The organism is Limisphaera sp. 4302-co (assembly GCF_049537155.1).
Taxonomy (GTDB): domain Bacteria; phylum Verrucomicrobiota; class Verrucomicrobiia; order Limisphaerales; family Limisphaeraceae; genus Limisphaera.
In genome coordinates this window covers 44,062-58,942 of record NZ_JBMVQZ010000018.1, presented here as the reverse complement: position 1 = coordinate 58,942, position 14,881 = coordinate 44,062, and the positions used below count along the sequence as shown (strand labels likewise).

Sequence of the window (14,881 nt, the reverse complement as noted above, 5' to 3'; positions counted from 1 at the left end):
GTTGAGTCGGTTGCCGAACGAGAGGTGTTTGACATCTCCCGGCACCACGGCGATGTTGGTCCAAACCCCGCCAGAGGGGTAGGTGGGCGCCCATGGTTGCCAGTTGCCCACCGGCGTCGGCAGGATTTCCGCGATGGTGTACACGCCGGGGGCCGGGACCTCCACGCACACCGTGTTTGTCTGGTTGACGAGTGTCTGGACGACAACGCCGTTGGTGTCGCGGATTTCAAACGTCCATCCGGTCAGGAGAGGCTCCGAGGGGTCTCGCACGAAATTCCCGTTCTGATCCCAGAACTTGTCGAGGCAGAACCGGGCGGTTTGCGAGGTCTGGAGCCGGACATTTCCGAAGTACAGGTTCGTCAACTGACCCGGCACGGTGCTGACGAACTGGCTGACGGGGGTGGTATTCGACCAGCCGGGCTGGGTCAATTCGGTGATGGTGAAATTGGCGGGGGCGGGCAGGCTCACGCAAACCGTGCCGGAGGCATCGGTCGTCACCACGTTGGTGGGCATGAACAACGGGGGTGGAAAGATGGCGAACTGCCAGCCTGGCAGTCCCGGTTCGCTGGGGTCTTTGATCCCATTGGCGTTGAGGTCCTCGAATTTGTGGATGCAAAGCTCCGCCGAGCCCGTTTGCGAGGCGCATTTTCGCACATGCATCAGTTCCAGGCCGTAAACAAGGACGACTTCGGAAGGTGAGAGGCCACGGTCGAAGATCTCGACCTCGTCGAGGGCCAGTCCACTGGCACGCACCGGGCCGGCTCCGACGCCACCCGGGCTGTGTCCGATCCAGAGCGGGACCTGGTTGGACGTCTGATAGGAAAAGAGTGCGAACGAGGCGTTGGTGCTCCAATTGCCTTGCAGGTCGGCTGCGCCAAGCACCACCAGTCCCGGAGGGGTGACGCCGGCGACAATGAACCGCCAACCGCCGGGCCCCACGGCTGCCGGCACCACAGGACCGGTGTGGATGGTACCGTTCAGGTTCAGTTTGAGCGCGTAGGTCTCGTTGTCCAACCAGTCGAGGTAAAGGGAATAACCCCGGCGGGTGACGGGATCGAACTTGTCAATCAGGGGCTGGGGATGGGGCTGGCCTTGCGATGGCCAGACCCACAGGAGGATGGTCAGGCCGCCGGGACCGATGTCCAGGTCAGAATCGTGGGGGACTTCAACAGCAGGGCCGTCCAGGAATAGTGCGCCCCGTGGCGGCGAGGTGGTGGGGTCCACGACCATGGGGTCCAGGCCGCCTCCCAAGACGGAAGGATCGGGCAGCTGAAGGACACCCGGTGAACCGATGGGCACGGGATTGGATCCCGCGTCCCGAGCGGTGCCGTGGTGGGATCCGGCCCAGTCGAGGACGGTGACCTGGTTGGTGGAGTCGTCCATGGGCCACCAAGCTGCCAGGCCGGTTGGCGCGGTGAAACACCCCACGTCCTGGGCGCGCAGCGGGGGGCCAGCGATTGCCAAGAAACTCATCAAGAACGCAGACCAGCGGACGAATCCGCGAAACGAGGTCGGACCGCACGCACACGTGTTCGCGTTCATGGCTGTCGCATCTAGGTAACCGGGTTTTTCCCGTTGAAATGCACGCAAAGACATGATTCGTCAAGGAATGCTCATGAAGCCGATCATTTTGCCGGCCGGACTCGGGGATTGGTGTTGTGGCAAGGGACTGCGCCCCGCCGGTGGGCGTCCATGAGGTTCGGGTGGCGGATGCACGAGGTTTTGGCCTGTTGTTCAGCATGGGCGGTTCGAGTCGAGATGCGTCTGTGCATCCAGCCCTGTTCCGGTCGAAGGGCGGGTGAAAGGACTTGGAAGCGTGCGGTGCCCGGGAACATCCTGCCGGGTCTGTTGTGCATGAACATCGGGTGGACAAGCCGGAGTGGTCCTCGTAGGGACTGCCGAACCTGGTCGTGGATCTTGCCGGCCGCGGTGGCCCTGGGGTGGATGTGGTTTCGGCTGGTGGATGGTCTGCGGCTGGTTTGGTCGCTGGACCCGCGGTATGCGTATGGGTGGGCGGTTCCCGTGCTGTGTGCGTACATGGTGTGGCTACGGTGGGATCGGTGGCGCGAGGCGTGCGCGTGCCGGGCCGATGGCGGGGAGTCGGAACGCAAGGCGATGAACGGAGCGCAACCTCCTGAAGAGGCAAAGTCTGCGGAGGCAACCGGGCCGGGCGGTTGGGCCCGGGCCTTCCTTTCCCCGGCTGTGGCGGCTGTGTTGGCGCTTGCGTATGCGGGCGTGCGGCTGGTGCAGGAGGCCAATCCGTGGTGGTCGTTGGTGCACTGGACGCTGGCATTGGTGTGCGTGGGGCTCACGCTGTGGTACGGGGCCGGCGCGCTGGCGATGGCGAGGTTGGTGGGTGGCTCCGATCGGACGCCGCCGTGGCGGCTGTTTGTCTTCCCGGTGGCATTCATCCTTGTGGCGGTGCCGTGGCCGTATGTGTGGAGCGAACCCGTGATCCAGGCGCTGACCCGCGCGAACACGTGGGCCGCGGTGGAGCTGTTGGGCTGGTGGGGCATACCGGCCGTGCCGCACGGGAACGTGATCGAACTGGCGACGGGTCAGGTGGGCGTGGACGAAGCCTGCAGCGGGATTCGCTCGCTACAGGGTACGCTCATGCTGGCGCTGTTCTTCGGGGAGATGCATCTGCTGGGTTGGCGGGGGCGGCTGGCGGTGGTGGCAGCCGGTTTCGCTCTGGCACTGGCCGGGAACCTGGCCCGCACGCTCTTGCTGACCTGGGTGGCCGCGCGTGAGGGTGGATCGGCCATCGAAGCCTGGCACGATCCGGCCGGTTTGACGGTCCTGGCACTTTGCTGCGCGGGGGTGTGGCTGGTATCCGCCCGTCTGGCCTGCGGAAAAGGCAGCGGAGGGGTGCAACCTGAATGGCGTATGACGCGGGCGCGGGGATCTTCCGAGGGACCGGGCGAAGATCGGACCCATCGGGAGACGCTCGAGACGATGCTTCCGCGTTGGCGGATGGCTGCCTGGGCCGGTCTGGTCTGGGTGGTGGCGGTGGACGCGGCCGTGGCCGGCTGGTACGCGCGGGTGGAGTCGGGCCGCGGAGGCGGTCCGGACTGGGAGTTGGTCTGGCCCGAGAACGAAAAGGAGCAAATCGAGCTCGAGGTGAGCCGGGCCGCGGGTGAGCTGTTGCAGTATGACGAGGGGCGTCAGGTGCGGTGGCGGCGGGCCGATGGAAAGGTCTGCCAGATGTCGTGGTTCAGGTGGCGCCCGGGTCGTGCGGCCGGTTATCTGGCCAAGAGCCACAGCCCGGTCGTCTGCATGCCCGCGGCGGCTTTTCCACTGGAATGGATTTCGGAAGTGCGCTGGTTGGTGAAGGATGGAGTGCGAATCCCCTACCGTTTTTACCGATTCCGTGGCGATGCCGGCCCGGTGCATGTGTGGTACACGCGTTGGGAGGAAGGGGTCGCCGAGCAGAGCTTTGCGCGGGAAACGGCGGGGCCGTGGAGCCGTTTGAGCAGCGTTTGGATGGGGCGCGGCCGGCAGGGCCAACGTGTGCTGGTCCTGGCTGTCTGGGGGGTGACCCATGCGGAGGAGGCCGAGCGACTGCTTGTCGAGGAGGAACTGAAACGCCGGCTCCGGTTGCGTCGCTCCCCGGGGGAGACGAACCCGTTCTCGAACGGGCCCGTTTCCGAACGTTGGGCCGTGCCGGCTGTGTCGGATGGTTACAGGTCGGATGATTGACAGCCCGGAGGCGGGTCCTCATGTTGAGCGCCATGACGTTGGGTGTCAGGGTGGGAACCGGCAGGTCAGGGGGCGGGAAAGGTACATGAATCCGCCACTGAATGCGTCCGGAGAGAGGGATCGTGGGGCGCGGCTCTGTTTGGTGGGCACCATCCTTTTCACGGTGTTGATGCTGTATTTGACCCACATACCGAATCCGAAGGTGCCCGCTTGGATCGTGCGCATCGGTGACGACAAATTTCGGCACGTGATGGCGTATGGCATCTGGGCATGTCTGGCCCTTGGGGCGACGCGGGGCTGGTGCCCGCGGCGCGGGTGTGCCGTGGCCGGTGTGCTCTTGGCAGCGGCGGTGATTTCCGCCGCGGATGAAATCACCCAACCGTGGTTCGGCCGGACCTGCAGTTTCTGGGATTTCTCCGCCAGTGTGCTGGGCGCCATGGTGGGCTGCAGTCTGATGCTGGCTTGGGAAAGTTTTTGGAAGCGCGACTCCGGTCCGGGCGTTGCCCCTGAGCGGCCCGGCAAGCATCCGAACTCCGCGGAGCCGGCGCGCGCGGTGCATGCCGAGACCCCCGAGACCCGGTTGAGCTGAGCTCTTCAGGTGGTCGACCGGCGGGCGGGCATCGCGCCCCACCCCACCCCGCCCTTGGTCAAAGCCACGGGAGTCCGGCCGGGTGGGGCCGGATCGGAGGAACCAACGGCTCTCAATCAGCTTTTGCTGGGCAACATGATGAGGACGCTTGGCGCGGAGTCCCGAAGGTCTCTCTTCGGCGAGGGATGCGGCCTTTGGGGTGTCGTCAGGCTGTTCGGGGTGGTTTGGGCCGGTGGAATCCCCGTCCTCGTTTCCCGCGGGAGGTGCTGGAATACCAGGCAGTGACAACCGGTCAGGCAGGGCCGGCGGGCTTTGGTTCCCGATTAAAGCCTGCCTGCGGTGGCACGGACGGCACCGACCCCGGGTCATCGTAATCACAGACCAGGTTCAAGACCTCTCCGCAGCGGCATTGGATTTGAATGGCCACGACGCGGTCACCGTCACGGGTAACCGTGATGGTTGGTCTTGCGGATGCCGCCTTGGGAGCGGGCGTCGGCGAGTCAGCCGCCCCGGCTGGGGCGGCGGACCCGCGCACGGTTGGGCCTTGTGCAGCCGGGACCTCGGCGAGCGAGGTGGATGTTCGCCCAGGGTCAGGGGAGGCGGAGTGGTCCGTGCATCCGAGCCACTCCCGCAGTGGGCGGACCTGGCAGTCGGGCGGGCCCAACCGGACACGGACCGACCGGCCGTTCGGGCGGTTCGGCTCTCCGGAAAAAAGGGGGACAAAACGTTCAGGGAACACGCGCGACATGGGAGGGGGCGGTTTGGTCGTCAGCCGAGAGGTTGCCCGAGGGATCTTTAAGCTTGAGCAGGATGGTGACCCGCCGGTTGGCGTCGCTATCGGGAGGCAGATCGGCCATGGGCATGGTGTCGGCGTATCCGGAGACCTTGCAAACCTGGGCGGGCGAGACGCCGTGGTGGACGAGCTGGCGCCGGGCGGCGTTGGCGCGTTCGGTGGACAGTTCCCACTGGCGGAGCGTTTCACGCGCCCGGGGGTCTGCGCGTGTGGTGTGTCCTTCCAGCTCGATTTTGAAGGAGGTGTAGCGCGCGATTTCCCAGGCGAGGGTGCTGAACACCCACTCGCCGTACGGGGTGAAGCGGTCGGTGCCGGGCTCGAACACGGGTTTCTGGGTGCGATCAAAGACGTTGATGCGGAGTCCCTCCCGGGTCAGCTCGAGTCGGACGGTGTTCTCGAGGGCATCTTCCTGCTGGAGGATGCGTGCCAGTTCTTCGCTGATGCGGCGCATGGTTTCGATCTCGACGGCCGTAACGGACTGGAACTCGCCCTCGGCCTTGTAGGTGGCGGTGGCCTCTTTGTTGGGGATGATGCCCACCGATTCCTTGGTGACGGCGGAGAAGGGGTTGCGGAAGGCGCGTTCGACGGCCTCCTTGATCTTGGTGTCCTGGGCGGTGAGCCAGAGGCAGAGGAACAGGGCCATCATGGCGGTGGTGAAATCCGCGTAGGCCACCTTCCATGCGCCACCGTGATGTCCCTTCTTGCCGGCCATGAGTCGCTGACGGGTTATTTGCCGCCGACCTTGATGGACTTGAGCATGGTTTCCAGTTCCTCGGCGCTGGGCCGCAGATCGGTGCTGATGCCGCGCCGGCCCAGTTCCACCGCCGTAATCGGCGCCATGCCGCCGGCGAAGCCGGTCACGCAGGCGGCGATGCAGCGCAGGTAATCCAGTTCCGCCTCCCCGTTGAACTCCATGTTCATCGCCAGCGGGTTGACGAACCCGTAGGACAGGAGAATGCCGAGGAAGGTGCCGACCAACGCGGCCGCCACGTGATGCCCGATTTCCTCCACGGGGCCGGAGATCGAGGCCATGGTGATGACGATGCCCAGCACGGCCGCGACGATGCCGAAGCCCGGCAGGGCGTCGCCGGTTTTGCTGAGGACGGTGACGGGCGCGTGATGCTCCTGTTCGAGCCGCGTCAGCTCCGCATCGAGCAGGAGCCGCAGTTGGTCGGGCTTGATCTTGCCGTCAATGATGGGGCGGAGGCTGTTGCACAAGAACTCCACGGCGTGTTTGTTGGCGAAGAACTTGGGGTATTTCTTGAGGATGGAGCTGTTTTGAGGTTCCAGGACGTGTTCTTCCAGGGCGATCATCCCGTTGCGGCGGCCCAGAAGGAACAGCTCATACAAGACCTTGAGAAGTTCCTCATAGGCGGTCCGGTCGTAGGGTGCTCCCTTCAGGCAGATCTTCAGTCCCCTGATGATGTCGAAGAGAACCTTTTTGGGTGCCATGACGATCAACCCTCCGAGGGCGCCACCCCCGATGATGATGATCTCGTTGATGTGCCAGAGGGCACCCAGGTAACCGCCGGCCATGGCAAAACCGCCAAGGACGCAGATGATCACCACGATCGCGCCGATGATGATGGTCATGGTCGGTTCGGTATTTTGAACTGTTGCACCAGGCCGGCCTCGTAACGCTGCAGGTAGGCACGGAGCGAGAGGATGGCCTGGGCATGGATCTGGCAAATCCGGGATTCGGTCAGGCCGAAAGCCTCGGCGATCTCGCGCAGGCGCATGTCCTCGACGTAATACATGGCCAGGACCTTGCGCTGGATTTCGGGCATTTCCCGGAGGCGCTGGAGGATGATCTGTTTCAGCTCCCGGCGGGCAGCCAGTTCATCCGGACTTTCGGAGCGCGGGTCGGCGACGACGTCGTAAAGCGCGCCGCATTCGTCCTCCCCTCCGGCGGCGTCGAGGCAAACGAAGGCGGCGGGCCGCACTTCGTCGAGCAGTTTGGCGTACTGTTCGGCCGTGAGACCGAGGGCGGCGGCCACCTGGGCCTCGGTGGGCGAGCCGCCGAGTTCCTGTTCGAGTCGCGCCATGGCCTCCTGGACGCGCCGGGCCTTTTCGTGGACGGTGCGCGGAACCCAGTCCATCCGACGCAATTCGTCCAACATGGCACCGCGGATCCGGGTGCGGGCGTAGGTTTCGAACGAGGTTCCGCAGGTCGGATCGTAATTGCGCACGGCCTGGAGCAATCCGACCAGGCCGGCGCTCTTCAGGTCCTCGATGTCCACGTGCTCCGGCAGCGTCATGGCCAACCGGCCGAGGACGTTCATGACCAAGGGAAGGTATTGTTGGACGAGTGCATCCTCGGCGTGAGGATCTGCGTGGCCGTGGTATCGTTTCCACAGCTCCTGCGGACTGGGCCGCGGCATGGGGGCCGGCTCGGCCGCGGCAAACGGATCGCAGGTGGCACGATTCATACCGTCCTGGTTTCTGCGTCGGGTTTCTGTTCGGGTTCCTCCCGGGCCCGGAGCACCTGGTGCCAGCTTTGCATCCAGAGCCCGCCCCACCAGCGTAACAACAGGCCGCCCGCCACCGCCGCAGCCAGGCCACGCCAGAATGCCTCCGGCCAGCCGCCACGGGCCGCCAGACCCATGCCGAGGCCGATCAACAGGCCGATCATGGCACCCAGGATCGTCAGCGCTTTCATGGCACTTGCCTTCCGCGGAGCAGGAGCTTTGCCATTTGTCCTGTTGCTGCTCTTGAAGATGCGAAAAATCTGGAAGATCCCTTTACATCCAAGCGGTTCCGGGTCGTGGGAAGAGGAGTTCCGAGGCGGCGGGTTGGAATTCGCCCGGTATTTTTTGCCCGGCGCTCAGAAAAGCGATGGTGCAGTCCGTTCCCAGCACAAAGTTCCACAGTTTGACCCTGCGCCGTTCTTCGTCGAGGTGGGTGAAGATGAGGTCGGCCGGTCCACAGGAGCTGAAGGCGGCCCATTGCTCGAACAACAGGCCGGTTTCGTAGGCTGCGTTGAGGACGAGGTGAACGCGGGCTGCGGGCAGTTCCCGGAGTTGCCGGCGCAGGGCGGTCAGCGCAGCCGAATCATGCGGGTCCACGCCCGGCAGGTCCACAAAGGTCAGAAGGCCCTCCTCCCGGGTTTCGGAGGGATCTCGTTCCACCGGCACATGGAGCATTTCACAATGCAGGGAGAGGAACTCGGCGGTGTTGGCCGTGGAGCCGTCCAGTCTCCACACCCGGACGGCCCGGTCTTCGGCCAACAGGCTCTGGGTCAGCCATTTGCAAAGCACGGTGGTCTTGCCGGAGCCCGGTGGCCCGATGAAAACGTGCATGCCGCCGGGGCCGGCGCCTTCAGCGGGGCTTGAGCGCCAGAAACCGGCCAGGACCGTGCGCACCGTGCGCCATTCGTCAGCCGGTAGGGCGGGAGGTTCAGGCCCGTACAACCTGGTGACGGCTGTCTCGAGCCGGTCGGCGTGTTCGGGCCACAGGCCCATGGATTCCAGCCAGGCAATACTTCGCCAGCGGCGCCGCGCCCGGGCTCCGTCTTCGGCAGGCGAAACGGAGGAGTCGGTCTCATCGGTGTAGGGCACGTAGATGTCGGCGGCCTGTTCCAAGGCCTGCCGATGGCGCTCCCGCACGTCGGGGGCGAAGGCGACCACCTCGATCGGTCCCTGCCGCTGCCACAGCCGTGCCAGCCCTTGAACGGGCAGACGACGGACGTTCACGACGACGGCGTCCGGGCCGAGCTCGTCGTGGACGCGGGCCAGCGCTTCCGGCGCGGTGGGGGCTGTGATCGTGACGAGTTTCATGTGGGTGGTAGGCTGGAGCGGGAGTCCGGTCCTGCAAATTCCCGGTCAGGTGAAGCAGTCCGGCCGCCCCAGCGGATCGCCGGCGGCCCGGGCAATGCCGAGCGAAGCGCGACCCGGAGCCAGGTCTCTTCGGTTCGGGCTTTGCCTTTCTGCCCGGCGAGAGGGCGACTCGGACGGGCAGTGGCATCCGTGGGCAGTTCCCCCAACCGGCCGGAGGGACCGGTCGTCCGCGTGGATCGTCCGTGGAAGGGCCACCACTTCATTCGGGTGCGGGGATGACGGCCGCCGTCTGGACCTGGACGCGGGGCGGCACCTCGGCGTAGGAGAGCACGGCCAGGTCGCCGAAGGTGTGTTCGAAAAAGCGGCGGAATGCCAGGCGCAGTTGTGGCGCGCAAAGCACCACCGGGGGATGTCCGGCAGCCAGCATCTGCTGGACGCACTTGGAAAGTCGCTCCATGACGTGCCGGGCCAGACCAGGTTCGACGACCAACGCCACCTCGGTCGGCGTTTGTCGCACTCCCTGGGCCAGTTGTTGTTCCAGCCGAGGGTCGAGCATGATGGCGCGAAGGGCGCCGCCCTCGCCCTGGAAGGGCCGGATCAGTTGCGGTCCCAGGGCACGGCGGGCGTATTCGGACAGTTCATCCGGGTTTTTGGTGACCGCGGCGTAGTCGCTGACCTTCTCGAGGATGCCTGCCAGATTGCGGATGGAGATGCCCTCGGCCAGGAGGTTCTGCAGAACGCGCTGGACCTGCCCCAGGGTGAGTTGGGCGGGCACCAGCTCGTTGACCAGGGCCGGGTGGGTGCGCTTGAGGTGATCCAGCAGTTGCTGGACTTCCTGGCGCCCGAGCAATTCGTGACAATGCCGTCGCAGGGTCTCGGAAAGGTGCGTGACCAGCACGGAGGCGGCGTCCACCACGGTGTAGCCCGCCGACTCCGCTGCCTTGCGTTCGGATTCCGGGATCCAAGTGGCCGGCAGTTGGAAGACCGGCTCGACGGTGGGGATCCCCTTGAGCGAGACCTTGCTGTTGCCGGCGTTCATGGCCAGCCAGTAGCCGGGCATCAACTGACCCTGCGCGATGGGGTTGCCATGCAGGAGGAATCGGTACTCGTTGTTGGAGAGCTGCAGGTTATCGCGCAGGCGGATCGGCGGGATGACGATGCCCATCTCCGCGGCGAACGTCCGCCGCACTCCGGTGATTCGCTCCAACAAATCGCCTCCCTTCCGCGGGTCGGCCATCGGCACCAGTCCGTACCCCAGTTCGATCTGGAGCGGATCGAGCGTCAGCAACTCATCCAAGTTGTCCTGGGCGCGGGCCTCGGCGGCGGTGGCGGCGGCCCGTTTCGAGGCGCCCTCGCCGGATGGTTCGGTGGTCTCCTCCGTCGCAGGTTGGGGCGGTCCATGCCGGCGCACCACCCGCGCCAGAAGCCCCGTGATGGCGGCCAGGACGAGGAAAGGCATCATCGGCAGACCGGGGACCAGCGCCATGAACCCCAGCATGACGGCCAGGATGGTCAGGGCGCGCGGATAGAACAGCAGTTGGCGGCCCAGTTCGTGTCCGAGGCTGTTGCGGGCCGTGGCACGGGTGATCAGGACACCGGCGGCCGTGGAGGTGATCAATGCCGGCACCTGGGAGACCAGACCGTCGCCGATGGAAAGGATCGTGTAGCGCTGCAGGGCCTCGGTCATGGTCATGCCTTTTTGGAGGATGCCGATGGCGAAACCGCCGAGGATGTTGATGAGGGTAATCAACACGGCGGCGATGGCGTCGCCGCGGACGAACTTGCTGGCGCCATCCATGGCACCATAGAAATCCGCCTCTTCCTCCACCTGGCGCCGGCGTTTTCGGGCCTCGGCTTCGTTGATCAGGCCAGCGTTCAGCTCGGCGTCAATGGACATCTGTTTGCCGGGCAGAGCGTCCAGCGTGAACCGGGCCGCCACCTCGGCGATGCGACCGGCACCCTTGGTGATGACCACGAAATTGATGAGCACAAGGATGAAGAAGACCACCAGCCCCACCACGTAGTTGCCGCGCACGACAAAGTTGCCAAACGCGTCGATGATGTGCCCGGCGTAGCCTTCCAAGAGGATCAGCCGCGTGGACGCAACGTTCAGGGCCAGCCGATACAGAGTGATGAAGAGCAGCAGCGTGGGAAACCCGGTAAAATCTGCCGGCTGCCGGAGGTAAAGAATGACCAGCAAGGTCAACAGCGACAGGCCGATGCTGATGGACAACAGCAGGTCCAGCACCGCGGGCGCCACAGGCAGGATCAGTAGCAGGATCGTCCCAAACAGGGCCACGACCAGCCACAGATCCCCGTAACGCGCCCACTGGCGCAGCCGATCGCTCCAGACACCCATGGTTGCGTGTGCTCGTGCGCAGTCGGCCGGTCTTTCCGGGTGGGCATCCCTGGCAGTCGCCCCGTGACGGACCGCCGGCCGACGGCTCGCCAGCGCGCAGAGCAGGAACCTCGCCAACTTGAAAAGGCGCCCTCAGACCGCCCCGACCCACAGTCCGCATCGAGCCGGGCTCCTGCGTGCAAGGCCCTGCGAACTTCGGGTGGGAAAAAAGACCGGAAAGCAGAGGCTGTGCCGTGTTCCGGTCGAAGGGGTCAGGTCGATCGGAGTCGCGGCGCGCCGTCCGCCGGTGGCAGACCTGCGCTCGTTTGCCGTCAACGACCCGGTTCGAGGTAGAGACCGAATTCACTCAGGGCGGGGCAGGCTGCGGCCCGGGTGATTCGCAGCCGGACTCTCCCGGCCTCAACGGCCTGTGGGAGGCGGATCAGCCGGCGGTTGCCGATGCTGGTCGCGCGGGCGATCTCGGTCCACTGTCCGTCGGTCCAACAGTCCACAGCGACCGCTTCGATCCGCTGGCCGAGCGGCAGGTATTCGCGCAGCTCCACCACGTTGAATCGAACCGGGGAGGCAAATTGGAACTCGACCCAGGGAATGGTCACCTCATCCGGCGTACACCAGAAGGTGTCGCGGCGGCCGTCCAACAGGAGATGCGGACCGTATGATTCGGCGGGTGCGCGCACGGCGGAGGCGGATACGGTGGCCTGCCGGGCAAGGTTCGTAGCGAAGGTGGCGTCCAGGATGCGGCGGAAAGCGCGCAGCGATCGGATGTCGTTTTCATGGATCCGGCCCCGGCGGTCCGGCGGGATGTTGAGATTCAGACAGCAACCGCGTCCCACGCTGGAGTAGTAGATGTGCAAAAGTTGTTCGGGTGATTTGACGCGGTCGTCCTCGGCGGGATGGTAGAACCAGCCGGGGCGAATGCTCACGTCGCACTCGGCCGGCACCCACGCGGTGCCCGGCCGTTCCCCGTGTTCCAAGCCCTCACTGGAACCGCCCGGGTAACGTGCCGGCTTGCTCAGGTCCAGCGTGGCCCAACACGGGTCCCCGGCGATGCCGCGTTCGTTACCGATCCAGCGGAAGTCCGGCCCGGCATCACTGAAGATGCAGGCCATGGGCTGAAGCTCGCGGACGATGGCCCAGGTCCGCGGCCAGTCGTAGTAAGTGCGGTTGTCGATGCGCCGGGTCTCGCGGGCTCCGCCGTAATAGCCGTCGCCGCCGTTGGCGCCGTCGAACCAGACGGCAAACAGTTCGCCGTACTGCGTCAGCAGCTCGCGCAGCTGGTTCCGATAGTATTCGAGGTAGCCGGGCCGGCCATACTCGGGATGATTGCGGTCCCACGGGGAGAGGTACACGCCGAACTTCAGTCCGTGACGATGGCAGGCCTCGCTGATTTCACGGACGACATCCCCGCGGCCGTTGCGCCAGGGGGATCGTTTCACCGAGTGCTCCGTGTGTGCCGAAGGCCAGAGGCAGAACCCGTCATGATGTTTGGCGGTGAGGATCAACCCGCGCATGCCGGCTTCGCGGGCGACGCGGACGATCTGGTCGGCATCGAAATCGGTGGGGTGGAACACGGCGGGGTCTTCGTCACCGTAGCCCCACTCCTTGTCGGTGAACGTGTTCACCGTGAAATGCAGAAAACCGTAAAACTCCATTTCGTGCCACCGGAGCTGGCGTTCCGACGGCACGGGACCCCAGGGTTTCGGGAGGGAACCGGTCGCCGCGCTTTCCTGTGCCCCACCCCGCGGTCCGACTCCGAGACAGGCGGCGAGCAACCAGCAGATCAAAGAGGGGCGGCGGTCGATTCGCATCGGAAGCGGGGCCTGCCGTGGTTTCATGAGCGCATGACTGCCACCGAAGGATCGGGCTGGCAAGCCCGAGCCGCGCGGCGCAGGCACTCGGGCACGACCTCCAGAAGGCGGGCCCGCAGGCGGGAACCCGGGCTGCAATGAAAAAGGCCGGAGACGATGCTCCGGCCCGGTGCCGAAAAAACGGCGATCAACGCCAGCCGCGGCCGCCGCGCTCACCACGCTCGGAGCGTGGGCCGCCCGACCGCGGTGCCCGCTCCTCGCGCGGCCGGGCGATGTTGACCGTCAAGGTGCGGCCCTGGAACTCGCGGTTGTGCAGTTGTTCAACAGCACGGGCCGCCTCCTCCGGCGTGGCGTATTCAACGAAAGCGAATCCGCGCGATTTCCCGGTCACCCGGTCGAACATGATGTTCACCGACGTGACCACGCCGACCTGTGAGAAGTAATCGTGCAGATCGTTCTCCAACGTACGGTAGGAGAGGTTACCAACGAACAGTCTGGTGGGATTCATGGCTTGCGAACGACGTCTGCGCGACGGACCGGACGGAGGTGGGAGGACTGCACCGGCAGACCTGCGGAATGTCAAACTGCAACCAATTCTCTGCTCGCTGACAATCTGTCGAACCTGACACCAACTTCTGTTCGGCCATCGAACAGACACATCCCTCCTACCACACACAGGCAGTTCGTCAAGACATTTTCTGAAAAAGATGAGCCGCGATTCAACAGACGCGGTGCACGGTTGAGCCGACCCGCCCGGGCAGACCCGGCGATTCTTGACCCGCCTCGGACCTCCCCAGCAAGCTCGGCCCTGTCATGCGAGCCTGCCAACTCTGTGCACACGGCCGGCCCGGCCGATGGCGCTGGACCGAACTACCCGATCCCGAACCGGGCCCGGACGAGGTCGTGGTGGAGGTTCACTTCTGCGGACTGAACCACCTGGACTTATGGGTGGAGGAAGGCGCCCTGCCCGTGCCGGTCGCCCTTCCCCGTGTGCCCGGGGCCGAGGTGTCCGGCGTTGTCCTGCGCACGGGCCGCGAGGTGCGGGATGTTGTCCCCGGCGTCCGGGTGGCGGTGCAGTCCAACCTGTTTTGCGGCACCTGCGAGTTCTGTCGAGCGGGTGAAGAATCCACCTGTCTCAACGGGCGTTTGCTCGGCGTGGATTGTGACGGCGGCCTGGCCGAGCGGGTCTGTGTGCCGGCCCGGGCCGTGGTCCCTCTACCCGAGGGGGTCGGTTCCGAGGAGGCTGCCGCGCTGACACTGGCGGCGAGCACGGCCATGCACATGCTCACCCACCGCGCGCAGGTGCAACCCGGGCAATGGGTGCTGGTGATGGCGGCCGGCAGCGGGGTCGGCTCGGCTGCGATTCAGATTGCGCGCGGATTGGGCGCGCGGGTGATCACCACCGGATCCACGCCCGAGAAACGCGAGCTGGGTCTTCGGCTCGGAGCGGAGCTGGCGGTGGATGTTTCGGATCCGGACTGGCCGCGAAAGGTTCGCGCCCACACGGGCAGGCGGGGCGTGGACCTGGTGGTGGAACACATCGGCGGGGCGGTCCTGGAGCAGGTGTTTTCGTGCCTGGCGCGCAATGGCACGGTGGTGACGTGCGGCGCCACGGCCGGGCGACAGCCCACACTGGCCCTGTGGCCGTTCTTCGTCAAACAGCACCGGCTCATCGGCAGCTACGGTCGCAACCGCGCCTCTCTGCTGCGGACGCTGGAGTGGGCCGCCACCGGGCGGCTCCGGCCGGTGCTGGATTCGGTTCATCCACTGGAACGTGCCCTGGACGGACTGGCGCGCCTGCGAGAACGCCGCGCGCTCGGCAAGGTTCTCATCCGGGTGAAGTCCGGCTGAGGACCC

11 protein-coding genes and 1 pseudogene are annotated in these 14,881 nt (G+C 65.6%); 3 read left to right on the top strand and 9 right to left on the bottom strand.

Annotation, left to right across the window (positions count from 1 at the left end):
- Positions 1–1,542 (bottom strand): annotated as a pseudogene (locus ACPDIX_RS14370) (hypothetical protein); the annotation flags it as partial.
- Positions 1,543–1,917: 375 nt separating this feature from the next.
- On the opposite strand from ACPDIX_RS14370, the gene ACPDIX_RS14365 reads away from it, so the two are divergent.
- Positions 1,918–3,699, top strand: a complete 1,782-nt coding sequence (locus tag ACPDIX_RS14365; protein ID WP_423432494.1) for an exosortase/archaeosortase family protein — start codon at positions 1,918–1,920, stop codon at positions 3,697–3,699.
- Between the two features lie 85 nt (positions 3,700–3,784).
- Complete coding sequence (locus tag ACPDIX_RS14360) at positions 3,785–4,288, top strand: VanZ family protein (RefSeq protein ID WP_423432493.1); 504 nt, start codon at positions 3,785–3,787, stop codon at positions 4,286–4,288.
- Between the two features lie 728 nt (positions 4,289–5,016).
- Here ACPDIX_RS14360 and ACPDIX_RS14355 read toward each other — a convergent pair.
- The 8 genes from ACPDIX_RS14355 to ACPDIX_RS14320 form a co-directional block, all read right to left on the bottom strand.
- Positions 5,017–5,793, bottom strand: coding sequence for a flagellar motor protein MotB (locus ACPDIX_RS14355; RefSeq protein ID WP_423432492.1), 777 nt, complete (start codon positions 5,791–5,793; stop codon positions 5,017–5,019).
- A gap of 14 nt (positions 5,794–5,807) precedes the next feature.
- A complete protein-coding gene (motA, locus tag ACPDIX_RS14350) occupies positions 5,808–6,674 on the bottom strand; it encodes a flagellar motor stator protein MotA (RefSeq protein WP_423432491.1) in 867 nt (288 codons plus the stop codon).
- Complete coding sequence (locus tag ACPDIX_RS14345; RefSeq protein ID WP_423432490.1) at positions 6,671–7,510, bottom strand: sigma-70 family RNA polymerase sigma factor; 840 nt, start codon at positions 7,508–7,510, stop codon at positions 6,671–6,673. Before ACPDIX_RS14345 ends, motA begins: the two co-directional genes overlap by 4 nt.
- Positions 7,507–7,740 carry a hypothetical protein gene (locus ACPDIX_RS14340; RefSeq protein ID WP_423432489.1) on the bottom strand — a complete coding sequence of 78 codons (234 nt, stop codon included), beginning with the start codon at positions 7,738–7,740 and terminating at the stop codon, positions 7,507–7,509. The genes ACPDIX_RS14345 and ACPDIX_RS14340 overlap by 4 nt, the downstream gene beginning before the upstream one ends.
- A gap of 82 nt (positions 7,741–7,822) precedes the next feature.
- Entirely contained in the window at positions 7,823–8,857 is a 1,035-nt protein-coding gene (locus tag ACPDIX_RS14335; protein ID WP_423432488.1) for a hypothetical protein, read from the bottom strand.
- 259 nt (positions 8,858–9,116) lie between these two features.
- Positions 9,117–11,216: a flagellar biosynthesis protein FlhA gene (gene flhA / locus ACPDIX_RS14330; RefSeq protein WP_423432487.1), complete on the bottom strand. Its 2,100-nt coding sequence runs from the start codon at positions 11,214–11,216 to the stop codon at positions 9,117–9,119.
- Positions 11,217–11,527: 311 nt separating this feature from the next.
- Positions 11,528–12,901 carry an alpha-L-fucosidase gene (locus tag ACPDIX_RS14325; RefSeq protein WP_423432486.1) on the bottom strand — a complete coding sequence of 458 codons (1,374 nt, stop codon included), beginning with the start codon at positions 12,899–12,901 and terminating at the stop codon, positions 11,528–11,530.
- Positions 12,902–13,211: 310 nt separating this feature from the next.
- Positions 13,212–13,532 (bottom strand): RNA recognition motif domain-containing protein, encoded by a 321-nt coding sequence (locus ACPDIX_RS14320; RefSeq protein ID WP_423432485.1) that lies wholly within the window; start codon positions 13,530–13,532, stop codon positions 13,212–13,214.
- Between the two features lie 305 nt (positions 13,533–13,837).
- Here ACPDIX_RS14320 and ACPDIX_RS14315 point away from each other — a divergent pair, with 305 nt between their 5' ends.
- Positions 13,838–14,875, top strand: a complete 1,038-nt coding sequence (locus ACPDIX_RS14315) for a zinc-binding dehydrogenase (protein ID WP_423432484.1) — start codon at positions 13,838–13,840, stop codon at positions 14,873–14,875.
- Positions 14,876–14,881 lie beyond the last annotated feature (6 nt).